We start from the raw sequence: 21,685 nt of genomic DNA, 5'->3' as shown, positions 1-21,685 counted from the left end.
GCCCTTCTTTAGTTAATTGCATTAATTATGACAAACTACAATTGCAAAAAACTCCGAACATTGCTTTTTAATTCAAGTTTTATTTATTCCGTGCGAGGGATCCTTTTAATCCACTTAACGGTGATTTTACATTAATTATCAAATGAAGAATAAGTACAATAAAATTAGCTGCATGCAATTTCAGTTTCCATTTTAGAATCGGATTTTTTGCGAAAAACAACCAGAATAACCATAATTCCCAAAACAGCGACTAGTGCCCCCATAAAACTAATCATTGAATAGCTATACCCATAGGATAAAACTATCCCACCAATTGCTGCGCCAATGGCATTTCCTAAATTAAAGGCACCTATATTAACGGAGGACGCTAAGGCTTGCGCACCTTTTGCTGCATTCATGACTAACATTTGAATAGGAGGAACAATACCAAAGCTAAAAATACTCCATACCATTAGGCCGACACCCGCACCAAATGCATTTACCGCAATAAATGGGAATATAGCCATGCTTAATGCCAACATAATGAAAAATATTATTAAAGTGCTAAAAAGTGACTTATCTGCAAATAACCCACCAATATAATTACCAACAGTAAAGCCTATACCGATAATCACTAACATTATTGTGACCATTTGGTCTGAAGCCTGAATAAAATTCATTAACATTGGTGTAATATAGGTATACAACGTAAACATTGCGCTCGCACCTAACACAGTAGATAACATGCCTAACAGGACTTGAGGGCGCCGTAAAATACGCAATTCATTTTTTACATCCACTTTTGTCCCCATTAGGTTATTTGGTAAAGCCCAAATTAAACTTATAATCGTCAAAATGCCTAAAATTGAAATTAAATAAAATGCCTGCCTCCATCCTACGACTTGTGTTAATTTCGTCATCAAAGGTACGCCACCAATATTGGCTATTGTTAACCCCATGAACATAGCCGCTATTGCACTTGCTTGTTTTCCTGGAGGAACCACGCTTGCCGCAACAATTGCGCCTAATCCAAAAAATGCACCATGATTTAAACTGGTAATAAAACGAGAAAGTGACAGGGTCACCAAATCAGGTGACATTGCCGATAATACATTCCCAATAGTGAAGATCGACATCAAAAATACTAATGCTATTTTAGGGCGCCTTTTGACTAACAATAGCGTCATAATAGGTGCACCAACCATAACTCCAAGGGCATAAATAACCACTATCACACCCACAGAAGGAATGTCTTCTTTAAGATTGTCAGCAATATAAGGAAGCATTCCCATTGGTGAAAATTCTGTTGCTCCAATAGCAAAAGCCCCTATTGCTAATGCTAGTAATGCCGTGTTAATTCTCATTTAAAAACCTTATTGAAATAAATTATTAACATTTTTATTAATGAGCAGAATTTTTTCACATTGATACTCAATGAAAAAGGCGTTAAGGTGAAAATAACTTTTGCCGGATATGCAATAATGAAAATAACTTTTGAAGAGCTTCAGGCCTTTATTAGCGTTGTAGATTGTGGTTCTATCACCGCAGCAGCAGAGCAATTAAACATGACAATATCGACAGTAAGTCGTTTATTGCTCAGGCTTGAAGAAAAAATAAATACGACGTTAATCTACCGAACAACTCGTTCAATTAAACTTAGTGATGAAGGCGCTGCATTTTTGCAGAAATCGCGAAAAATAGTTGAACTAGCTCAAGAAGCTGAAGATATGCTCTCAATACGACAGACTGTTCCTTCAGGTAAATTACGGATAGATGCATCAACTCCCTTTTTGACTCATGTTATTGCCCCATTGATTCCACAATTTTATGCACTTTATCCGCAAATCGAACTTGAGATCCATAACTATGAAGGAATTACTAATCTGTTAGAAAAACGAATTGATGTAGCTTTTCGTATTGGAGTCCTCAAAGATTCTTCACTCAATGCCACCTTATTAGGTTTTAGTCGACAACGACTCGTTGCCAGCCCTGATTATCTTGAAAAATATGGCGTACCGGAAAGTATTGAAGAATTAAAACAACACTGTTTATTAGGCTTCACTCAACCTGATTCATTAAATATTTGGCCAATAAAAACTCATGATGGGGATTTATTTAAGATTTCACCTGATATTTCAGGCACTAGCGGCGAAGTTTTATTTCACCTTGCAGTTCAAGGTGCAGGCATTTTATGTTCAGCTGATTTCGTCACACTAGACGCTTTCGCTCGTGGTGAATTAGTACAAGTATTAGAAAAGAAAACCATTAAAACTCGCCAACCTATAAATGCCGTTTACTATCGTAACCAAGCTGTTTCACCACGCTTACGCTGTTTCATTGAATTTATAAAAAAATACTCAACAAAGATTGAACCACATTAATATTATTTATTTTTCCGTTCTTTTTGTTCAATGCGTTTTTTAAATCCCGTTAACGTCATCCCTGTATGCCGTTTAAAATAGCGACATAAATAAGATGTATCTTCAAAGTTTAATTCATCCGCAATTTGCTTAATGGATAAATTACCAATTTCTAATAATGCCTTTATTTCTAGAATCACTTGCCTATCAATCAATACCTTTGGTGAGTCTTTAAAAAAACTTTGACTAATTTTAGATAAGTAAAATGGTGTGATCGACAATTGCTCCGCATAAAATTTCACTTCTTTATGCTGTTTACAGTAGGTCGTAATTAAGCCCCAAAAACGCCAGCACAGTTGCTCTTGGCGGCTTTTATTTTCTGGTTTGATAGAAGTGTGTTGTGCATGATTACTAATTTCTAAAAATAAATTTTGCAAATGATTTTTTAATTGTAATAGCCCATGACCACTCCAGTTAGACACGATAGTTAGAAGAATATATCTCCAGCTTTCAAATAGTGCAGCTTTTTCTAATGGCGTTGAAATCACAGGGAAGTCATTAAAAAAAGCAAAAAGTTGATGTGGTAATGCATAAGCAATTTCTACTGCTAGCTTTTTATCAATCAACCAATACTCCAAACGAAATTTGCGTGATTTGGCTTGTAGCATTGCAAAGGAATCATCGTACAAAACGATTATGTCGTTTTTTCGTACTGGATACCGTTTGAAATTAATATTGAATGTTGCATATCCTTGCTTGCACACACAAACCGCCACATAAGATGTTTTAATCGGTTTAAATTGCATTTTATCCATATGGCTTTCACCAATCCGAATGACTTCAGGCAAATCAATTTGATAATTTTTTAAATGCATCATGATCGTTGTACTTTAATTTGCACCATATCGCACTACCATAACAAATAAGTTGTTATAAGTACCTAAAATGAACAAGTTATGCCCTTATTTTATTTCTATAAATACCTAAAATAACTTTCAAGTTAGGAGATAGCGTAATGAGGAGATGATAAAATGGTACTTACAACAAATAGGTTAATACTGCGTCCTTGGCAAGAAACAGATGCCGCGGATTTATATTTCTATGCAAAAGATGAAAGAATTGGCCCAATCGCAGGTTGGCCTACTCACAAAAGCGAAGAAGAAAGTCTTTCTATTATCAAAAATATTTTTATGCGTGATGAAATTTACGCTGTGACGTTAAAAAATGAGAACCAAGCTATTGGCTTGATTGGTTTATCATTCAGCCATGAAAGTAATTTTCCTATTGGTGAAAATGACGCAGAAGTTAGCTATTGGGTTGGTGTACCGTTCTGGGGAAAAGGCATTATTCCAGAATCAATTAACGCCATCATTCACCATGCTTTCACTGATTTAAAATTAGATAATTTGTGGTGCGGTTACTTTCAAGGTAACGAACAATCTAAAATTGCTCAAGAAAAATGTGGCTTCAAATACTATGCAACTCTTGAACCACAATTTATTGAATTAATTGGCGAAACTAAAACAGAAGATATTAGTAAAATAACAGCTAAAGAGTGGCAAGCTCGACAGTAATATTTGATTCTATCTATACATATGGCCAACATTTATCTGTTTGGCCTTTTTCTTATTAATTTATTGTCACAACGTATTTCAAACTACATAAAATTATTCTACCGTGTTCCTATTAATGCTATGATTTTTCAACAATTATAAAATTCATATTTTCTCTCGGATCACAGGTAAACACATGCAGGACTATGGTATTTGGACCGTTATCACTCCCATTGTGACTATAATATTGGCGATATTAACTCGCCAAGTCATGCTTTCATTAATGTTAGGAATACTCGTTGGTTTTACTGTCATTCATGACCACAACGTATTATTAGGTGTACAAGGTACCGTTGATGGTATTATTGATACATTTTCATCTGCAGGAAATACGCGAACAATTGTCTTTATGGTTATGATCGGTGGGATCATGAGACTTGTTGTGGTTACAGGTGGCGTTCGTGCTTTAGTTCAGTTACTTACCAATAAGACAAAATTAATTAAAAACCGTAAATCTACTCAGTTGCTCGCCATTATCATTACTTCTCTTATTTTTATTGAAAGTTCAATTAACCAATTAGTCGCTGGAGCTTCAACTAAAAATCTCGCACGACAATATGGTGTTGCCCCTGAAAAAATGTCCTATATTATCCAAACTGCGTGTGTTTCTGTTTGTTCCTCTGCCATCATCAATGGGTGGGGAGCGGTAATAATGGGGTTAATTGGGGTACAAATTTCCCAAGGGCTGATTCAAGGCGAGCCTTTTGATATTTTAATTACGTCGATTGGTTACAATTTAATGGCTTGGTTATCCATTATAACGATCCTATTCTATGTATTTACTAATATTTCATGGGGTCCCATGAAAAAAGCAGAAGATACATACCAACAAAATTTTATTGCTGGGAACATTTCTCAATTACAACGTCAGGATAACGAAGAAGAGATTATTGACCACCCTAATGCTCATTCTTCATTAAACTTCTTTATACCTATTTTATCTACAGTATTAATGGTCCCTATCGCACTATATATCACAGGTGATGGTGACTTTAGTAAAGGAAGCGGTTCGACATCCGTATATTGGGGAGTCATGTTTGGTACTATGATATCTTTCTGTTGGTTTATCGGTCGACGGTTACTAAATATTGATGCTTTCTTTAAAGAATTGTTTGTCGGTTATGCCAATATGCTAAAAATTAGCTCCATTATGATTTTAGCATTTTTAATGGGTAATGTTTCTGCTGAGTTAAATACAGGTGCTTATATTGCTGAAGTCACTCAAGGCGTTATGGCCCCAGGTTTTTCTATTGGTTTTATCTTTATAATTAGCGCCATTATGTCTTTAGCAACAGGCACCTCTTGGGGTACTTTCGCAATAATGATCCCTATCGGAGTTCAATTAGGTTTATCTGTAGGAATGCCTGTGGAATATATGATTGGTGCAGCAATTTCTGGCTCAATATTTGGCGATATGACCTCTCCAATTTCTGCGGATGCTATTGTTGCATCAATGGCGACAGACTGCGAACATATTGAGCATATTCGAACACAGATGCCTTATGCACTAGTGACTGCCAGTATTGTTCTTGCTATTTACCTTTACCTTGGTTTCTCTTATTAATTATTGGGAATTTAGATGTCTCTTCAACAACGACTAGCACAGTTTGCAAAAATAGATTTACTTAACGCATCGACTCCACTTAATCGATTGAATAATTTATCGCGTAAGTTTGGTCGTGAGATTTATATAAAGCGTGATGATATGACTCCCCTTGCCATGGGGGGAAATAAACTGCGTAAACTAGAATTTTTAATGGCTGATGCATTAGCCAAAAAAGCAAAAATTATTGTTACTGCGGGGGCAATTCAATCAAACCATGTCCGCCAAACAGCCGCAGTTGCCGCTATGCATGGGCTTGAATGCGTTGCATTGTTAGAAAATCCAATTCAAAGCGATAATCCTAACTTTCTTCATAATGGTAATAAATTATTAACTGATTTATTTGCCACTCGTTGTGTTATGTGTGACGAACTAACCGATCCGCAATCTCAACTGGAAGAATTAATAAAAACACTTTCTCTTAAAGATGCCTATATTGTCCCTGTTGGAGGGTCAAATGCATTAGGTGCCTTAGGCTATATTCAATGTGCTATTGAAATAGCTCAGCAGAAGCCAGAACATATAGAATTTGACAAAGTTATTGTTGCCTCCGGGAGTGCTGGAACGCATGCAGGGCTTGCCATTGGCTTGCAAGAACTATTACCACAAAGCCAAGTAATTGGTGTCACCGTTTCAAGAAAACAACAAGACCAAGCCCCTAAAGTTGAAAAATTGCAATCCGAACTGGCTCAATGGCTGGATCTAACTAAAACACCCAAAGTACAACTATGGGATAACTTCTTTACCCCCATGTACGGAATGCCAAACCAAAAAGGCCTCGCAGCAATCAATTTATTAGCGAGGCAAGAAGGTATTTTATTAGACCCAGTTTATACCGGTAAAGCCATGGCTGGATTAATTGACTACTTAGAAAACTCTGAAGAAAAAACCCCCATTCTATTTGTTCATACAGGTGGAGCCCAAGCGTTATTTGCTTACTCAGATATTAGCCAAACAATTAAATAATCATCATCAGATAAAAGGGCTAAATAGTCCTTTTATCTTCTCTCTAATACCAAAAATGCTCTATTTTTCCTCTTCTATGACATTTATCAATTGATTGCTATACACTGATAAAGCACAGGAGAAAACATTTATGAACCAAGTTCCCCATATACTAAGAAAAGCAACGAAACACGACGCGTTATTGCTACATAAAATAGGTACGGAAAGTTATTTGCATCATTTTGCTACATTATGGAATAGCCAAAATGAACTTAACTCATATTTAAATCAAGAATACAGCACAACTAAAATCACTGAAGACCTTAATCAACAGCATATTGATTGGTATGTTATTGAAAATAGGAGCCCAATCGGTTTAGTAAAACTAACCTATCACTCCTGTATACCTGAAACTAATTTAGTTGGTACTTTGTTAAATAAGCTTTACTTTTCTCCTGGCGCTACAGGTAAAGGTTATGGAAAAACCGTATTTAAATTTATTGAAGCGCTCGCAAAACAACAAGGTGACTCTTTGCTATGGCTAGATGTTCTCGCAAGTAACACTCGAGCAATGGCATTTTATCAGTCAAACGATATGCATATTCTAAAAGAAATGTTATTTACAAGCGAAACACAGAAATCTCTTGAATATATTATGAGCAAAACACTTTAACTGAATATATTGTAACTATAGGATATTCATGAAAAATACAATTCTTATTACTGGTGCGACAGGCCAGGTTGGTCATTACCTTATCCAATCATTACAGAACAAAGGCTATCATGATATTGTTTTAGCGGTTAGAGATCCTGCTAAGTTGAAAAACACACCTTATCGAACTGTTGTTATGGATTATGATAAGCCAGATACTATTGAAACCGCTTTACAGGGTATAGATTCCGTTTTCATGATGACGGGCTATACCATTGATATGCTTGTACAAAGTAAGGTCTTCGTTGATATTGCAAAAAAATCGGCCGTGAAATATATCGTGCACTTAGGTGCCTGTGGGGACGATAGCGCTCAAGTGGCCCATTGGGCATGGCACCAGCTTATTGAACGCTATATTGAATGGTCAGGAATACAATTTACTCACCTTCGCCCCGAATCTTATATGCAAAACTTACTGGGTTATCAAGGAGATGAAAACTTACAAAAAGGTGTCTTGCGCTCTTATTTTGGCAATGCAGTACTCAGTTGGGTAGACTGTGCCGATGTTGCTGAACTAGCGGCTTATTGCTTACTTAACCCGCAACAGCATGCAAGCCAAATTTATCGTCTTGGTTATGAAGACAAAAACTACACACAAATAGCTGAATTATTAACAGAACAATTGGGGATCCCTTTCAGCTATCAGGCAGAAAATCCCAATGAGTTTTGGCAACATGCCGTTAAAAATAATTTAGAACTCGCTTATATGAAAAGTATCTATGACCATTATGTCGCTTTTACCAATGGGGAATTAGACCGTTCAGGAATAATTTTTGATAATTTTCAAACTATAACGGGTAAAGCGCCAACATCACTAAAAGAATTTATTTTAAAACATCAAGAAAAATTCAAATAAACTTAAAATAGGCCTCTAATTTGGCCTATTTTTATATTATTTTTTATTCGCAATAAGTATTCTCCAAAAATTAATATTCCGCCGATAAAGGTCACTGTACTGAGTAGCTCATTAAGAAATAGAGTTCCCACAATAACCGCACTCAGCGGATTTAGTGCAATAAATACCCCTGCACCCGCAGCCACTAATGGTGAACCCCCTTAGCCCACCAGTTAAGCGTAGTATTGCTTTTGCTGTTATTAACGAGAACCAAGCATCACCGGCAACAAAGGCATTTTTACAAATTGTCAAAAAACTATATTCGTGATCAGTCAGTGCTATTCAGCAATTGGTAAGTGATTACGTATAAATATTGCTCGTTTGGGTAAATCTCTTTGATAAGCGCTTTCAACGTCTCTAGACTCATGGCTTCTTGCTTAGCGTGGTATTCAGAAATGTCATCATAAGAAATGGGCTCTACCGACAATATTTTAATATCAGTATAATATTCACCTGTTTCCAGCGCGTATACCTTCACAATAGTCCCAGGAACATAATCGCTCTCGCTTTTATCACGGATAGTGATAATTTTTTTACCGGAAACCACCAGTGGAAGTAAACGCTCAAAAAAGGTTATCGTGTCTGGGGCGTTATTCATAATAATTCTCTTATTTTTATGCAATGTCTTTTCTAGGAAGACCTATTTTCTTATAAACCCAATAAATTGCAATAAAATGGTTCTTTTCGTGCTTTCAATTATACGAATACTATAGCGATCATTGCGTTTTAGATACAATCAAGCCATAAAAATATTATCTACTACTATAAATTGAGTATACATAATGGATAACAATGAAAATTTGTTCTATCAACAAGAACACTATTTTTGGTCTGCAATATGTGCAAATGTAGTGAAAATCAGCAACCAAACTAGTGCTTACTTTTCTGAGCTACCATTGCCTATATTTAATTATATTTACCTCCACCAAGGTGCGCTCATTTCAGATTACGAGAAGGCTGAAATGCTGTTCAAACAACAAGCTAAGCCTTATGTCCTTGTTGTTCATGGCCAAATACGTTCTCTATTTGAGTCAGAAATAGTAACACGGGGGTTAATCTATGATGGTGAATCAACCGCAATGATTTTACCGCAAGACGTTTTATCTCAGTACAATTCACCACCGCAGCTTAATGCGGCTTTTCAGGTTGTGTTCAGCAATAATCAACTCAAGGATTGGGCTCAGCCGTTAATTACAGCATTCCCTGTCGATTCTGATACAGATGAAAGTGACTCAACTGTTACTGACGAGTATATTCGTTATCACCAAAGAGCACTTGATAAACAAACTAATATGGTGCATTTAGTCTTATTTGCAGATCAGCAACCAGTCTCAACCTTAACTATGACATTTAATAATGAAACAGCTCGACTTGATGATATTGGTACTGATATTCAATACCAAGGTAAAGGGCTCGCGACTTCACTTATTAAACATGCGCTATACCTTTGCCATCAACAAGGGGCTAAACAGTGTGTATTAGAGTCATCCAGTGAAGGGTTATCTATCTACAAAAGACTGGGTTTTGTACCTATATTTAATTACTACAGCTATATTTCGGAATGATTTTATTAAATGCATCTTAATAAATAAGGTGCATTTTACTTTACCTAAAAAAATAAGGCTCTAGTGTAATCGCTAATAGCAACACTCCACCACCAATATTAATGTATTTTCGTAATGTTGAGGCGCTCAGGGAGGAAGAAGAAATAATTAAAGCGGAGCAAGAAAACAGCAGCCATAAAGCCATCATGATAATATGGATAAGTGATAATACAAGAGAATTAGCAAGTGACGGGTCAGCTCCTGCATATTTTGAAACAACGACTAAATATAAAATAATCGCTTTTGGGTTAAGTAAATTAGCTAAATAAGCATCTTTGACCGTAATTTTTTTTATTTCTTGAGAGCTTTCTCTTTTACTGGCATTAATTCCTGGAATGATCAATGAAATAGCAAGATACAATAGATATAATGTACCTAAAATACCAATTAAATTCATTACCCACTGGTAAGAAACCAGTATTTTACTTAAATCAATTCCAACTAAAAAACCATGAGTTAAAATGCCTAATCCCGTTCCAATAATAGGTATAAACAGTCCTCTAATGCCTTGGTTTAACACACTATTTAAAGCAATCGCAAAGCTTGCTCCCGGTGACACGACAATGGGGAATAATATAACGATAAAGCCGAGTATATCCACTTTATTTTGTCACCGTTTGGTACCAATGTTGAATATCTGTCACAATTTGTTCAATATGTAACTGCCCATCTTTATCTTTAAAAAAATGGTCTAAATCTTGATATGCTCGGTAGCTGACATGGGGATTACGAATTTGTTTCATCATATTGTCTGTACCATGAGCATCCACGTTGGTATCCGCCATCGTTTGTATCACCAAATGTGGAGTTTTAACTGACTGGATAAGTTTTAAATTGTCAATGGTGAGCATCTCATACCACCATTTCGGGCCATGGCCGCTGACAAATTGGTCGTTATTTAATTGCTTTTGTTTTACCGCTTCTGCAAATTGTTTAAAACCTTCTTTTGAGTTAGCAATTTCTTCTTTAGGTGTATTATTTTCAATACTATACAGAACATCATTAATAAAATATTGTCCGCCGACATTCAATGCAACGGATGCGGTTATAAAATTTTCTTGTGCAACAATTAAATTAGTTACCAGTGCACCTTCACTTCCGCCTAATAGCACTATGTGTTGATAATCATTTTTTAATTGTTGTAATACTGCTACATAATTATTGGCGCGTTCTAATGGCGAGTCTTTCGACATATAGTCAACAGGACACTCTTCTTCCGAAGCTTCTTCATCATTAGCCCCCACTAGGTTGTTTAACCCTGTTTTTTCAACTAATAAAATATCATTATCAGGAAATACCACACCGAAATTTTTCAGCATGTTTGGATTATTAATGACGCTTTTACAATCAGAGCCTTGTAATAGAACTAATAAATCCTTTGATTTTTCGGCTTGTTTTTGGATTAAGTAATAGTTTATTTCTTTTCCTGCAAAGTGCATGGTTTGCATATTCACAGATAAATCCTGAGCAAATACACCCAATGAATAAAGTGAAAGTAACAAGGTAGTCATTTTTAATTTCATCGCGCACTCATCATGTCTATAAGGGCCTTTCGAAGATATTATATTGATTTTTTTATAACAAATAGCACCTAAAATGCCCTCATGATACAAGATAAAAGTTAGACATGTGGCCTATGCTTGTGCAATCTTTATTGCCATATTAGTAAACAAGTCAGTCGTTTGTTTATTCAATTCTGTTGTCATAACTAAGATTGAAATTTGTTCACAATTGGCAATCTTATACCTCGCAACTCCAGGTAATTTGTCTGCGGTTACCCCCATAATGACTTGATTACTGCGTTCAAAAAGGATTTTCTTAAATTTAGATTCTTCATAATCAAATATCGAAACCCCCATTTGTGGATCTAAAGCACAGCCACCAATAAAGCATTGGTCAAAATGGATTTGATTGATTTGATTCACTGCAGAAATATCAATACTCGCGCCAACTTGACGGTTTAATTTTCCACCAATTAAAATCACTTCACATAGTGGCTTCTTCATTAGTTCTAATGCTATTGCTGGAGAATGAGTCACAACCGTCAACGATAGCTCTGAAGGTAAATAACGAGCGATTTCTAAGTTAGTTGAACCTGAGTCAATAAAAATACAGGTATTTTGTTTGACTAGTTTATTGCAAGCCTTCGCTATTTTGATTTTTTCATCTTGGTTTTGTGTCGTTCTCTGCTCGAATGTGCCCTTTTCCTCAAGCATACTGACCGCACCGCCATGGACTCGACGACAAACGCCTTCTTGTGCTAATTCATTTAAATCCCTGCGAATAGTATGCTCTGATACTTGCATTTCACGGGCTAACGTCGTGCAAACCACACGCCCTTCATCTTGTAGTAACTGGCGAATTTTATTTTGCCTTTGTTCTGGAAAAGCGACATAATCGAGCATACACTTCCTCATTAACTTTTTTAGCAATCATAATCGAGCAAGAAAAGATGTCAAACACTATCTTGTTCAAGCACTCGAGGACAACTAAATGACACACTCTCAGTTACCAGATAGCTTTTTCTTACATGAACTTGCCAATACTGCCGGTAAAATTTCTCTTGAATACTATCGAGCAAATGAACTTAGTGTTATTGAAAACAAACTCAAAGCCAACTATCGCTTCGATCCAGTCACTCAAGCGGATAAGCTCGCAGAAAAAGCCATGCGAGAACTGATATCTAAACATTATCCAACGCATTCTATCATGGGTGAAGAATATGGAATAACGGGTACAGGTCCCATTCAATGGGCACTTGACCCCATCGATGGAACCCGCCCTTTCCTTTGTGGACTCCCTTTATGGGCAAACCTGATAGGCCTAACTGAGCATGGCAAAGCGGTCATGGGGATGATGAGCCAACCCTATATTGGTGAACGCTTTTGGGCAGACCAACACGGAAGCTGGACCAGTAGCTCTCACGGACAATATCGCTTATCTACTCGCAAACACGTCAAACTCGAACAAGCCATCTTGCATACCACATCACCTGAACCTATTGCCGCACGATCAGACATTCATTTTATGGCGCTTGAGAAACAAGTATTAATGACTCGCTATGGGGGAGAATGCTATGCAATGGCAATGCTAGCAGCGGGTAGAATCGATATTTGTGTCGAATTCGCACTGGAACCTTATGATATTGTTCCATTAATCCCTATTATAGAACGTGCTGGTGGCATAGTTACTACATTGGATGGCAGCCGAGCTGAAGCAGGTGGTGCCGTTGTAGCAACGGGTTGCCCATATCTTCATGAACAAATTCTGACTATCTTAAATACAGGTAGTTAATTTTATCTTTTTAAGAAGCCCTATAAAATGCAATCTACTCAACAAGTTAATAGCCATGTTTCCTTAATACCCGCTAAAAGGGAGCAAATTTCTACTCGAATTATTTTTTTTATTGCTGGTTTTGTTACCGCGGCCTGGGCAGCCATTGTTCCTTATGTCAAACTTAACACAGGAGCAAATGATGCCACCCTTGGCATGCTATTATTATGTTTCGGTGGAGGGGCACTTATTGCTATGCCGGTGACCGGAGCATTAGCGGCCAAGTATGGCTGCCGCCGCTTAATGGTTTTTTCCACTATCGCCTTTTGTTTGTTGTTCCCCATTTTATCTTCTTTATCGCAAGTTAACTTTATCATCGTTGCCTTATTATTTTTTGGAATTTTCATTGGCTTAACAGATTGCGCGATGAACATTCAAGCTGTTATTGTTGAAAAGTCATCCGACAAGCCAATTATGTCTGGTTTTCACGGTTTTTATAGTGTCGGGGGTATAGCAGGTGCAGGTATCATGAGTTTGATCTTGCTACTTGGCGTTTCCGCGACAATGGCATCAATGATTATTTCAATTGTTGCGGTGGTTCTATTAGCGGCTTGCTATAACGGTTTAATCCCCTACGCTAACGCCCCAACTGGCCCCCTTATCGCTATCCCGAAAGGCATTGTTTTAGTTATTGGGATTGTCTGTTTTGCCGTTTTTCTTGCTGAAGGCGCAGTTCTTGACTGGGGAGCTGTATTTCTAATTGAACACCATGGATTAAAAGAAACTTTAGGCGGTTTAGGTTTTGCGGCTTTCGCCACAACCATGACTATTGGCCGATTACTGGGCGACAAAATTGTTATGCGAGTTGGTTCTGCTCGTATCGTATTTTTAGGTGCTTTGCTCGCTTGCCTTGGTTTTGTTATTGCTGTTTTATCTCCTCATCTCATATTTGCCATCATAGGTTTTGCATTAGTCGGTGCGGGTTCATCTAATATAGTACCGGTGATGTTTTCTGCTGTAGGGAAGCAAAAAACGATGCCAGAGGCTCTTGCCGTACCTGCAATTTCAACTTTAGGCTATTTAGGTATTTTGGCTGGACCTGCAGCTATTGGTTTTGTTGCTTTTCAATTGTCCTTGGCAACTGCATTATTATTAATTTCTGCATTATTAGTTATTATTGCTTTTGTAACTCGTTTTATCCGTGTGTAATTTTTTGAATCTCTTAAGGCTACTGCATTGTAGCCTTACACTCCGTTTTCTCTCATCAATTGTTCATATCTGATAAAAATGGGAACAATCGTGCTCTATTTATAGATTTCATATATATAATTATTCATTAAACTATTAAAATTCCATCTGATTTTTCTGCTAGTGACTTCCATATATACTGAGGCTAAATGAACCCTACTCATAAAAAAAAAAGATTATCATTATTGGTGTTGGCGCGGCTGCGCTTATGTAATCGCTTAATGTTGAATTACCTGTTAGCTCCTCTCCCTCTATCATTGCGCACATCAATGATTCTATCGAACAAACATTGGTTCAACATATCATTTCAACACCACAAATGGAGCTACAACCAGCAGGTTCAGGTAAAATACTCTGTGCTGAAGATTATATTAGCGAAAAGCCCGAGCACAGTGCAGTGGCTATCGCACAAAACGCCCTTACAACGATTAAAAATTCATTTATAGGTAGTAACACGTTAAATCTTGAAAACGCTTTCATAGGAATGCGACCTATGCCTAAAGATGAGATGCCAATTGTCGGAAAAGTTGCTGATTTTGAAGGTTTATATATTATCAGTATGCACGCTGCGATTACGCTAGCGCCTTTGATATGCCAATTGGCTCAAGATGAAATCTTGCATGGAATAGAACAAGCCGCATTAGGCCCATATCGATTAACTCGTTTTGTATCAGGTAACTGACAAATGAATATTCCGTTGTACTATTTAAGACATTATCAATCGATTGAAAAAACATTTTGGACATCTATTTGTGAACATAGTATCCAGATTGCACAACACACAATTTGCTATTTAACGCCCCTTAATTCGCCGGCGTTTAACTTCATTTATTTGCAGCCTGACTCGACCAGTCACGCCTTTATGCAGGCTCACAACCTGTTTGTTTCACAGAAGAAAAACCATACTTTAGTGATCCCCGAAGAGATGCTCCAACAGGTGGTAACTGAGGCTGAGTCACTAGGTTACAAACGTGACAGCGTCACTACCGCAATGGCGTTGACCTTAGCAAAACAAAATGAGGTTGAACTGCCTGATAACCAAGTCGATATCGTCTTAGCGAATCACGATTTGTCTTTGTGGGCTAAGCCACTTGTTTCCGCATTTTATCTATCTGAAGAGCACGACCAGGTTATTAAAGAATATGTGCGTTATCATGAGGATGCTTTGCAACAAGGCGCACCACAATTTCACCTTGTGTTGCTCGTCAACGGAGAGCCAGCGACCTCAATGACCGTAACAATTGAAGAAACGTTAGCCCGTTTTGATGATATTGGTACTGAGCCAAGCCATCAAGGTAATGGCTATGCATCACAACTCATTGATTATGCTTTAGCATTTTGCCGCCAGCAAGGTGTAGAGCACTGTTTCCTTGATGCTTCAGAAGCAGGATTTGACCTGTATAAAAAATTTGGTTTTGTGCCATTATTTCGCTACATCAATTATGTCTGGTGCAAATAATTTAAAGCAATAGTGTTATTTGTAGAGGCATCTAATCTGGGATCATTGTTCATACAATGGTTCCAAATTCAGTCATTTCCAGATCAACCCTAGTGACAAAATTGTCTGATGTTTACATATGAAAATTAATATTATTGGCACTAGTGGCAGCGGTAAAAGTACCCTTTGCCAGCAACTTTCTTTGTTATTAAATGTCCCTTCTATTGAGTTAGATAGCTTATATTGGCTAGCAAATTGGCAAGGTTCTTCGGATGATGAGCTTAACCAGAAACTCGCCGCTACATTAGATAAAGCGGTATCTGGATGGATTCTTGATGGCAACTATACACGGACTCAACCCATTAAATGGAAAGAAGTCGACATGGTGGTTTGGTTGGATTACTCCTTGCCTCGAACCCTTTATCAGTCGATTACGCGCACATTAGCGCGCATTCGTTCTGGACAAGAGCTGTGGGAAAATACAGGCAATAAAGAACGTTGGAAAAATGCCTTTTTCAGTCGCGATTCGATAATTTTGTGGCTGCTAAAGACTTACTATCCAAATAAGAAAAGAAACCTAAGTCATATGGTAAATTTCAATTTACGCCATATTCAGTTTGTTCGGCTCACCTCACCAAAAGAAACAAACTTATTTTTACAACAGATGAAGGCTCAAGTTCAGAGTAAATAAACATCTCGGTAGTCATAAAAACTACCGAGATAGTATTATCTCAGCGATTAAAGCTCATTACATGCCGTTTTCAACATCGCCGTTTGTTGAAATTTTTCAATTCCTAACTCAATTAAGCGGCTAATTAATTGCTGATAGGTCATACCGCCTTGCTGCCATAGTTTAGGGTACATACTGATATTCGTAAAACCAGGCAATGTGTTGATTTCATTGATAACAACGTCATTATTTTCTGTTAAGAAAACATCCACACGGGACATTCCATAGCAATTTAATGCGCGGTATGCGGATAAGGCAATCTCACGAATTTTATCACTCACCGCCTCATCTAATTGTGCAGGAGCAACGACAGATGCGCCATTCTCATCAATATATTTGGTATGGTATGCATAAAAACTATCGTGCAACACGATTTCACCACAAGGACTGGCAAGAGGCGCTTCATTACCTAATACTGCGCACTCAATTTCACGCCCTTTTACTGCGCTTTCAATAAGGACTTTCGTATCAAATAAAAAGGCAAAATCCAGTGCCGAGTCAAATTCTGATTCAGTGCTGACTTTGCTGATCCCAACAGATGAACCTTGATTTGCCGGCTTAATAAATAACGGTAAACCTAATTGTGCCACAGTGGCTTCATATTTCGTTGTTGCGCGTTCATTTTTAAACACCGTAATAAACGGGGCGATATTTAAGCCTGCGTCTCTAAGTAATCTTTTGGTAACGTCTTTATCCATACAGGCCGACGAACCTAAAACCCCCGGCCCGACAAACGGTAAATTCGCCATACGCAATAAGCCTTGCAGTGAACCGTCTTCACCTAAGTTACCGTGAACAATAGGGAAAATAACATCAATTTGCGGCAATGGCTTCGTATCTTCAAGCGAAATAAATTGTTCTCGCGTTTTTCCCGGAACAAGTGCAATGCTACGTTTTGGTGTATTCAAGGCAATACGAGACGGGTCATCACCATGCAATAAATAATCAGATTCGTTATATTCATGCCATTGCCCTTCTTTATTGATTCCCAAAAGGCATACATCAAATTTATTGCGATCTAATCCATTGATAATATTTTTAGCGGACTGTAGCGAAACTTCATGTTCTGTTGATCGACCACCAAAAATAACACCTACTCGTATCTTGCTCATTATTTGCTCCGACATAAAACACCAAACCTAGCAGAGAAATATAGCACGCAAAGAAATGGTTATGACATAAATTATTTATTTTTCATTAGGGTTCGCTGGCTTTATAATCAAACCTTCTTTTTTTGATAGGTAATTATCTTCCGTCAATCAGGGTTTCAATACTGATATTCACCTGCTCTATTAGCCACTGGGTAAAAATAGCTGCTGCACTGCCCTTTTCAATAGGTTTCGATGACAATAAATAATACGCAGAACTATCTTCAATGAAACCATATGGTGCGGCTAATTGCTTTGATTGTACTTCATCCGCAACCATCAAAAATGATGCAAGCGCTGCTCCTTGCCCCGCCAATGCAGCTTGAATGCACAAGTAAAAGTGCTCATATGTAATAGTTTTACTATTTGGAAGAGTAACTTTTTTTATATTCTGCCAAGTTGTCCATGCATTGGGTCTAGATGTCGTCGACAGTTGTGGTATATGAGCAAAGTTTTTCTTAAGATCAAGTCCAGGCCGAACCACAACCCCCATGCGTTCTGAACAAACTTTTACTGCAAAAAGATTGTCATTCCATTTAAAATCATTACGCCTCAATGCTAAATCAACGTTCGCTTTTGTAAAATCAATAACACCACCTGCGGCAACTAGATGTACCGTAATATGATGATATTGTTGATAAAAATGCGTAAGTCGAGGAATTAACCACTTCATTGCAATTGTTGGTTCACAAGACAAGCTAACAACATTAGGAAACGTGCTACTTTTTATCTTTTCAACACCGTCTTTAAGCTGTTCAAATATCGAACTAGTTGTTTGTAACAATATTTGCCCGTTAGCCGTTAAAAAAACAGCTCGGTTCCTTCGTTCGAATAACTCAACACCAAGATATTCTTCTAATAAACGAATTTGTCGGCTAATCGCACTATGAGTCACATTTAGCTCTTTTGCTGCCTTCACAAAACTGCCTGCTTTCGCAGCAGTATCAAAAAAACGTAATGATGTTAACGGTGGTAGTTTCATATATATAGGTAACAAAAACTGACAGATTTGCGTCAGGATAAATCGCTTTTTAGTTTTATTCAATCCATTGATAATAAAAACAATAAATAAACAAATTATTTCAAAGTAAATACATTTTTAGTCTGTTTCTATTACCTTTCAGGAAATTAATATGAATGAAGTTATTGCAGTTGCGACCATCACCATTTTAGCCGTAATTAGTCCAGGGCCTGACTTCGCTATGGTAACTCGCAATAGTTATACCTATGGCATTAAAACAGGCTTATTGTGTGCGCTAGGTATCGCTATTGGGGTACAGGTTCATGTGTTCTATACCGTTTTTGGTATCACGCTGGTCATCATGAATTCACCAACATTATTCTTAATAGTTAAACTTATTGGTGTAATTTACTTGGTGTATATCGGATTTAAATCATTAACAAATAAAGTAAAAATATCCTCAAATAACGCAGTATCAAGGCCATTATCTGCCTTAAACGCTTTTAAAAATGGTTTTTTGACGAATGCTTTAAACCCAAAAACCATGTTTTTTGTAGTTTCTGTGTACAGCCAAGTTATCAGTACACAGAACTCAATTTGGTTAAATTTAAGTTATGGCCTATTTATTTCTTTCGCTCATTGGCTTTGGTTTAGTCTAATTGCTATTTTCTTTGCGACACCCGTAGTACGAAACAAAATTCTTAACTACCAATTTATTATGGATAGAACAATTGGTGCACTACTCATTCTATTGGGACTATCTTTATTATTCTTTAATATAAATTAATCTTGTACTTACATTCCTACCCATGTCCACATTCATGATAACTATTTACCCTGCAACCGATAATATTCATTGACCACTTTCGCCAACTCAATCACGTCGGCTGGAATATTGAGTTTGGCGAGCGCCTCAAATGGCACCCATTCAAATGGTGCAAAAGGCGGTTGTGATGAAGGCAATAACTCACATAAATAAATCATATCAATATGCCAATGGTTACCTTTCTTTTTATCGACAATAAACTCTTTCAAGATAGCGATAGGCAACGGCAGTACTTGTGTATGGGATGAATCATGGATTTGTGATGCAAACGGGAAACCACAACTGACTACTTGGCACTCTAACCCAGTTTCCTCAAGAACTTCTCGAAAAACAGCATGCTGAGGTTCTTCATTCGCTTCGATGTGGCCACCTGGCGGTAACCAAAAACCAAGCTTTTGATGCTCGTGTAATAAAAATTCACCATACTCATTACGGATCATTGCTGTTGCCGTAAAATGTTTAACTTCCCCGTTCATCCTGTCACTGCCCTTTTTCTATTTTACTATTTCTACATTGTATTTTTATTTCGAGCCTAACACCTTGCGGCCTTCCAGTCATAAGGCATTAACTCTGCTAATGTCACCCGCGTGTTTTCATTGACTGCAACGACTGTTGACTGGTTTTTATCCGACAGCTGGCTTAGCAATTCCCGGCAGCGCCCACATGGCGGAACAATACAGCCTGAAGCATCAACAGCGACAATAGCTTTAATGACTGATTTACCATTTTTAAGCATATCCGCAACTGCAGCATGTTCCGCACAAAAGCCAAGTGAACAGGCAGAATCAATACTGATACCACTATAAATCTCGCCATCTTCTGTTTCTAATGCAGAAGCTACATAACCACTTTCTACATAACCATTAAAGGTTGCAGGTTTAGCATATTTCTTTGCTACTTCAATTAAGTGTTTTAACATTACTTCTCCGTTAACTATTCTATTGATATGTTCGTATTAGACGTTAACTAGATATAATAATATCAATTTTTTTGTGCTTTATTCTAAGTCCACCATATAAAGAATGACTGATTTTATTGTTTTCAACGCGCTTTCAAGCTCCTCATCAGAAACGGTACTAATGGCGACACGAATAGCTTGAGGAACGGCGACTGCTGTCGAGTAAGAGCTAGCACTACTCACAGCAATATGATGTTTAGCCAATTCGCTAATCACCGGCTCTGAACGGACGCCTTCAGGCAACGGTAGCCAAAGAAAATAACTGTTAGGATGGGCTATATAAGGGAGATCCGTGAAAATTCGCTCAGCGATTTTTTGTCTATTTCTCGCATCTTGCCTTTTGTTTCGCTCAATTTTGGCAACTTCCCCTTTTATTATCCAATCGCAAATAATTGCCGTGGTTAATGCTGGCGTATTCCACGTCGTTATACGTATCACTTTTTCGATGTTGGATATGTATTGTTGTGGCGCTAAAACGATACCAACACGCAAGCCTGTAGCAATATTTTTTGAAAATCCCGCGATATAAAACGTTCTTTCTGGTGCCAACACAGCTAATGGAATTGCCAGTGGTCGTTGCAAAAACGCATACGCGCCATCTTCAATCAGTAATAAATCATATTTTTTTGCTATTGTTACCAAAGCCTTACGTGCTGATAAAGGCATAACCCATCCCAAAGGGTTATGCACTGTAGGCATTGTATAATAACCACGAATTTTTCTTTGCAAGCACAGTTGCTCTAAAGCAGCTAAGTCAGGCCCCCCCTCTAATACCGGTATTGAAATTAATTCAATATGATATGTTTTAGCTAATGCTTTAAAGCCTGGGTAAGTAAGCGCATCGACAGCTATCGAATCTCCAGGGCTAAACATCCCTAAGATAATAGTCGCTAGGCCATGCTGTGCACCGCTTACAAAAGAAATAGTATCAGGTGACACGTTGGAAAAACCTTGTTGTGCTAGGTAATTAGCCGCAACAATTCGCTCATGATGACGGCCTGTATGTTGCTGATAATATAAGATCCCCTCCAAATCACCACCGATAGAAAGTTCCCTTAATGAGTCTCGTAATAACTTTGTTTGCTCTTTTGCAATTGGATAACTAAAATTTAAATCTAGCATTTCGGGTGTTACATCTTGTTCAATGCTCAATGCGGGTAGCAGATGAATATCCCTGACAAAAGTTCCTCTACCCGTTTCGCCACTCACTAAGCCTTTTTCAATAAGCTCACGATACACTCGTGACGCTGTCACCAATGAAATACCTTCCTGCTTAGCAAATGCTCGATGGGTCATCAATCGAGTTCCTGGCTTCAACTCCCCACGAGAAATCTGCCCTGCCATTTTATCGACGTATTTTTGGTAACGTGCCTGAGCCATGTGATTGTACCT

General features: G+C 37.7%; 24 protein-coding genes. 13 read left to right on the top strand and 11 right to left on the bottom strand.

All coding sequences use genetic code 11. The annotated features are described in order from the left end of the window. Nucleotides 1-164: 164 nt before the first annotated feature. Complete coding sequence (locus PR683_RS04165) at nt 165-1,343, bottom strand: MFS transporter (RefSeq protein ID WP_109912219.1); 1,179 nt, start codon at nt 1,341-1,343, stop codon at nt 165-167. A 117-nt stretch (nt 1,344-1,460) separates the two neighbouring features. Here PR683_RS04165 and PR683_RS04160 point away from each other — a divergent pair, with 117 nt between their 5' ends. Next, nucleotides 1,461-2,360 (top strand): LysR family transcriptional regulator, encoded by a 900-nt coding sequence (locus PR683_RS04160; protein WP_109912218.1) that lies wholly within the window; start codon nt 1,461-1,463, stop codon nt 2,358-2,360. A gap of 2 nt (nt 2,361-2,362) precedes the next feature. Here PR683_RS04160 and PR683_RS04155 read toward each other — a convergent pair whose 3' ends face one another. Next, the gene (locus PR683_RS04155; protein ID WP_109912217.1) at nt 2,363-3,217 is read right to left on the bottom strand and encodes a helix-turn-helix domain-containing protein; all 855 of its coding nucleotides are present in this window, start codon (nt 3,215-3,217) and stop codon (nt 2,363-2,365) included. Between the two features lie 153 nt (nt 3,218-3,370). Here PR683_RS04155 and PR683_RS04150 point away from each other — a divergent pair, with 153 nt between their 5' ends. The 5 genes from PR683_RS04150 to PR683_RS04130 all read left to right on the top strand — a co-directional run bounded on the left by PR683_RS04150 (nt 3,371) and on the right by PR683_RS04130 (nt 8,068). Continuing rightward, the gene (locus tag PR683_RS04150) at nt 3,371-3,913 is read left to right on the top strand and encodes a GNAT family N-acetyltransferase (RefSeq protein WP_004910874.1); all 543 of its coding nucleotides are present in this window, start codon (nt 3,371-3,373) and stop codon (nt 3,911-3,913) included. Between the two features lie 175 nt (nt 3,914-4,088). Next, nucleotides 4,089-5,516, top strand: a complete 1,428-nt coding sequence (locus PR683_RS04145) for a Na+/H+ antiporter NhaC family protein (RefSeq protein ID WP_164528835.1) — start codon at nt 4,089-4,091, stop codon at nt 5,514-5,516. A 15-nt stretch (nt 5,517-5,531) separates the two neighbouring features. Beyond that, complete coding sequence (locus PR683_RS04140) at nt 5,532-6,521, top strand: D-cysteine desulfhydrase (protein WP_004910863.1); 990 nt, start codon at nt 5,532-5,534, stop codon at nt 6,519-6,521. A 130-nt stretch (nt 6,522-6,651) separates the two neighbouring features. Further along, nucleotides 6,652-7,173: a GNAT family N-acetyltransferase gene (locus PR683_RS04135; RefSeq protein WP_109912216.1), complete on the top strand. Its 522-nt coding sequence runs from the start codon at nt 6,652-6,654 to the stop codon at nt 7,171-7,173. A gap of 28 nt (nt 7,174-7,201) precedes the next feature. Further along, the gene (locus PR683_RS04130; RefSeq protein ID WP_109912215.1) at nt 7,202-8,068 is read left to right on the top strand and encodes an SDR family oxidoreductase; all 867 of its coding nucleotides are present in this window, start codon (nt 7,202-7,204) and stop codon (nt 8,066-8,068) included. Between the two features lie 307 nt (nt 8,069-8,375). On the opposite strand, the gene yqfB is transcribed toward PR683_RS04130, so the two are convergent. Continuing rightward, nucleotides 8,376-8,705, bottom strand: coding sequence for a N(4)-acetylcytidine aminohydrolase (gene yqfB / locus PR683_RS04125; protein WP_004910859.1), 330 nt, complete (start codon nt 8,703-8,705; stop codon nt 8,376-8,378). A 184-nt stretch (nt 8,706-8,889) separates the two neighbouring features. Here yqfB and PR683_RS04120 point away from each other — a divergent pair, with 184 nt between their 5' ends. Next, nucleotides 8,890-9,672, top strand: coding sequence for a GNAT family N-acetyltransferase (locus PR683_RS04120; RefSeq protein ID WP_109912213.1), 783 nt, complete (start codon nt 8,890-8,892; stop codon nt 9,670-9,672). Nucleotides 9,673-9,712: 40 nt separating this feature from the next. Here the strand turns inward: PR683_RS04120 and PR683_RS04115 are convergent, their stop codons facing one another. The 3 genes from PR683_RS04115 to PR683_RS04105 form a co-directional block, all read right to left on the bottom strand. Beyond that, nucleotides 9,713-10,312: a LysE family translocator gene (locus PR683_RS04115; RefSeq protein ID WP_209101501.1), complete on the bottom strand. Its 600-nt coding sequence runs from the start codon at nt 10,310-10,312 to the stop codon at nt 9,713-9,715. Nucleotide 10,313: 1 nt separating this feature from the next. Continuing rightward, complete coding sequence (locus tag PR683_RS04110) at nt 10,314-11,234, bottom strand: alpha/beta hydrolase family protein (protein ID WP_196718391.1); 921 nt, start codon at nt 11,232-11,234, stop codon at nt 10,314-10,316. A 111-nt stretch (nt 11,235-11,345) separates the two neighbouring features. Then, entirely contained in the window at nt 11,346-12,116 is a 771-nt protein-coding gene (locus tag PR683_RS04105; RefSeq protein WP_164528839.1) for a DeoR/GlpR family DNA-binding transcription regulator, read from the bottom strand. A gap of 88 nt (nt 12,117-12,204) precedes the next feature. Here PR683_RS04105 and PR683_RS04100 point away from each other — a divergent pair, with 88 nt between their 5' ends. From PR683_RS04100 to PR683_RS04080, 5 genes are all read left to right on the top strand, one after another. Then, nucleotides 12,205-13,005: an inositol monophosphatase family protein gene (locus PR683_RS04100; RefSeq protein WP_272581683.1), complete on the top strand. Its 801-nt coding sequence runs from the start codon at nt 12,205-12,207 to the stop codon at nt 13,003-13,005. A 27-nt stretch (nt 13,006-13,032) separates the two neighbouring features. Then, complete coding sequence (locus PR683_RS04095) at nt 13,033-14,193, top strand: MFS transporter (protein ID WP_196718393.1); 1,161 nt, start codon at nt 13,033-13,035, stop codon at nt 14,191-14,193. Between the two features lie 328 nt (nt 14,194-14,521). Next, entirely contained in the window at nt 14,522-14,914 is a 393-nt protein-coding gene (locus PR683_RS04090; protein WP_272571225.1) for a hypothetical protein, read from the top strand. A gap of 3 nt (nt 14,915-14,917) precedes the next feature. After that, a complete protein-coding gene (locus tag PR683_RS04085) occupies nt 14,918-15,691 on the top strand; it encodes a GNAT family N-acetyltransferase (protein ID WP_272571226.1) in 774 nt (257 codons plus the stop codon). A gap of 118 nt (nt 15,692-15,809) precedes the next feature. Beyond that, nucleotides 15,810-16,361, top strand: coding sequence for an adenylate kinase (locus PR683_RS04080; RefSeq protein ID WP_109912206.1), 552 nt, complete (start codon nt 15,810-15,812; stop codon nt 16,359-16,361). Nucleotides 16,362-16,408: 47 nt separating this feature from the next. On the opposite strand, the gene ddlA is transcribed toward PR683_RS04080, so the two are convergent. Both ddlA and PR683_RS04070 read right to left on the bottom strand, forming a co-directional pair. After that, nucleotides 16,409-17,512, bottom strand: coding sequence for a D-alanine--D-alanine ligase (gene ddlA / locus PR683_RS04075; RefSeq protein WP_117161928.1), 1,104 nt, complete (start codon nt 17,510-17,512; stop codon nt 16,409-16,411). Between the two features lie 133 nt (nt 17,513-17,645). Beyond that, a complete protein-coding gene (locus PR683_RS04070; protein WP_272581682.1) occupies nt 17,646-18,530 on the bottom strand; it encodes a LysR family transcriptional regulator in 885 nt (294 codons plus the stop codon). Nucleotides 18,531-18,681: 151 nt separating this feature from the next. Here PR683_RS04070 and PR683_RS04065 point away from each other — a divergent pair, with 151 nt between their 5' ends. Continuing rightward, complete coding sequence (locus PR683_RS04065; protein WP_109912203.1) at nt 18,682-19,296, top strand: LysE family translocator; 615 nt, start codon at nt 18,682-18,684, stop codon at nt 19,294-19,296. Between the two features lie 41 nt (nt 19,297-19,337). On the opposite strand, the gene PR683_RS04060 is transcribed toward PR683_RS04065, so the two are convergent. From PR683_RS04060 to PR683_RS04050, 3 genes are all read right to left on the bottom strand, one after another. Beyond that, nucleotides 19,338-19,811 carry an NUDIX hydrolase gene (locus tag PR683_RS04060; RefSeq protein ID WP_272581681.1) on the bottom strand — a complete coding sequence of 158 codons (474 nt, stop codon included), beginning with the start codon at nt 19,809-19,811 and terminating at the stop codon, nt 19,338-19,340. A gap of 56 nt (nt 19,812-19,867) precedes the next feature. Continuing rightward, on the bottom strand, nt 19,868-20,254 hold the full coding sequence (locus PR683_RS04055) for a cytidine deaminase family protein (protein ID WP_117161930.1): 387 nt from the start codon (nt 20,252-20,254) through the stop codon (nt 19,868-19,870). Between the two features lie 78 nt (nt 20,255-20,332). Further along, nucleotides 20,333-21,673: an aminotransferase-like domain-containing protein gene (locus PR683_RS04050; RefSeq protein WP_272571230.1), complete on the bottom strand. Its 1,341-nt coding sequence runs from the start codon at nt 21,671-21,673 to the stop codon at nt 20,333-20,335. Between the last annotated feature and the right edge of the window lie 12 nt (nt 21,674-21,685).

This window comes from Providencia sp. PROV269 (genome assembly GCF_028477785.1).
GTDB classification, from domain to species: domain Bacteria; phylum Pseudomonadota; class Gammaproteobacteria; order Enterobacterales; family Enterobacteriaceae; genus Providencia; species Providencia rettgeri.
The sequence above is the reverse complement of the archived record's forward strand: the minus strand, read 5'-3'. Positions and strand labels throughout refer to the sequence as shown.

What these genes read in the sequence shown, in the direction of transcription:
- PR683_RS04165 (WP_109912219.1), bottom strand. Translation starts at nt 1,343, where the DNA reads ATGAGAATTAACACGGCATTACTAGCATTAGCAATAGGGGCTTTTGCT.
- PR683_RS04160 (WP_109912218.1), top strand. Translation starts at nt 1,461, where the DNA reads ATGAAAATAACTTTTGAAGAGCTTCAGGCCTTTATTAGCGTTGTAGAT.
- PR683_RS04155 (WP_109912217.1), bottom strand. Translation starts at nt 3,217, where the DNA reads ATGATGCATTTAAAAAATTATCAAATTGATTTGCCTGAAGTCATTCGG.
- PR683_RS04150 (WP_004910874.1), top strand. Translation starts at nt 3,371, where the DNA reads ATGGTACTTACAACAAATAGGTTAATACTGCGTCCTTGGCAAGAAACA.
- PR683_RS04145 (WP_164528835.1), top strand. Translation starts at nt 4,089, where the DNA reads ATGCAGGACTATGGTATTTGGACCGTTATCACTCCCATTGTGACTATA.
- PR683_RS04140 (WP_004910863.1), top strand. Translation starts at nt 5,532, where the DNA reads ATGTCTCTTCAACAACGACTAGCACAGTTTGCAAAAATAGATTTACTT.
- PR683_RS04135 (WP_109912216.1), top strand. Translation starts at nt 6,652, where the DNA reads ATGAACCAAGTTCCCCATATACTAAGAAAAGCAACGAAACACGACGCG.
- PR683_RS04130 (WP_109912215.1), top strand. Translation starts at nt 7,202, where the DNA reads ATGAAAAATACAATTCTTATTACTGGTGCGACAGGCCAGGTTGGTCAT.
- yqfB (WP_004910859.1), bottom strand. Translation starts at nt 8,705, where the DNA reads ATGAATAACGCCCCAGACACGATAACCTTTTTTGAGCGTTTACTTCCA.
- PR683_RS04120 (WP_109912213.1), top strand. Translation starts at nt 8,890, where the DNA reads ATGGATAACAATGAAAATTTGTTCTATCAACAAGAACACTATTTTTGG.
- PR683_RS04110 (WP_196718391.1), bottom strand. Translation starts at nt 11,234, where the DNA reads ATGAAATTAAAAATGACTACCTTGTTACTTTCACTTTATTCATTGGGT.
- PR683_RS04105 (WP_164528839.1), bottom strand. Translation starts at nt 12,116, where the DNA reads ATGCTCGATTATGTCGCTTTTCCAGAACAAAGGCAAAATAAAATTCGC.
- PR683_RS04100 (WP_272581683.1), top strand. Translation starts at nt 12,205, where the DNA reads ATGACACACTCTCAGTTACCAGATAGCTTTTTCTTACATGAACTTGCC.
- PR683_RS04095 (WP_196718393.1), top strand. Translation starts at nt 13,033, where the DNA reads ATGCAATCTACTCAACAAGTTAATAGCCATGTTTCCTTAATACCCGCT.
- PR683_RS04085 (WP_272571226.1), top strand. Translation starts at nt 14,918, where the DNA reads ATGAATATTCCGTTGTACTATTTAAGACATTATCAATCGATTGAAAAA.
- PR683_RS04080 (WP_109912206.1), top strand. Translation starts at nt 15,810, where the DNA reads ATGAAAATTAATATTATTGGCACTAGTGGCAGCGGTAAAAGTACCCTT.
- ddlA (WP_117161928.1), bottom strand. Translation starts at nt 17,512, where the DNA reads ATGAGCAAGATACGAGTAGGTGTTATTTTTGGTGGTCGATCAACAGAA.
- PR683_RS04070 (WP_272581682.1), bottom strand. Translation starts at nt 18,530, where the DNA reads ATGAAACTACCACCGTTAACATCATTACGTTTTTTTGATACTGCTGCG.
- PR683_RS04065 (WP_109912203.1), top strand. Translation starts at nt 18,682, where the DNA reads ATGAATGAAGTTATTGCAGTTGCGACCATCACCATTTTAGCCGTAATT.
- PR683_RS04060 (WP_272581681.1), bottom strand. Translation starts at nt 19,811, where the DNA reads ATGAACGGGGAAGTTAAACATTTTACGGCAACAGCAATGATCCGTAAT.
- PR683_RS04055 (WP_117161930.1), bottom strand. Translation starts at nt 20,254, where the DNA reads ATGTTAAAACACTTAATTGAAGTAGCAAAGAAATATGCTAAACCTGCA.
- PR683_RS04050 (WP_272571230.1), bottom strand. Translation starts at nt 21,673, where the DNA reads ATGGCTCAGGCACGTTACCAAAAATACGTCGATAAAATGGCAGGGCAG.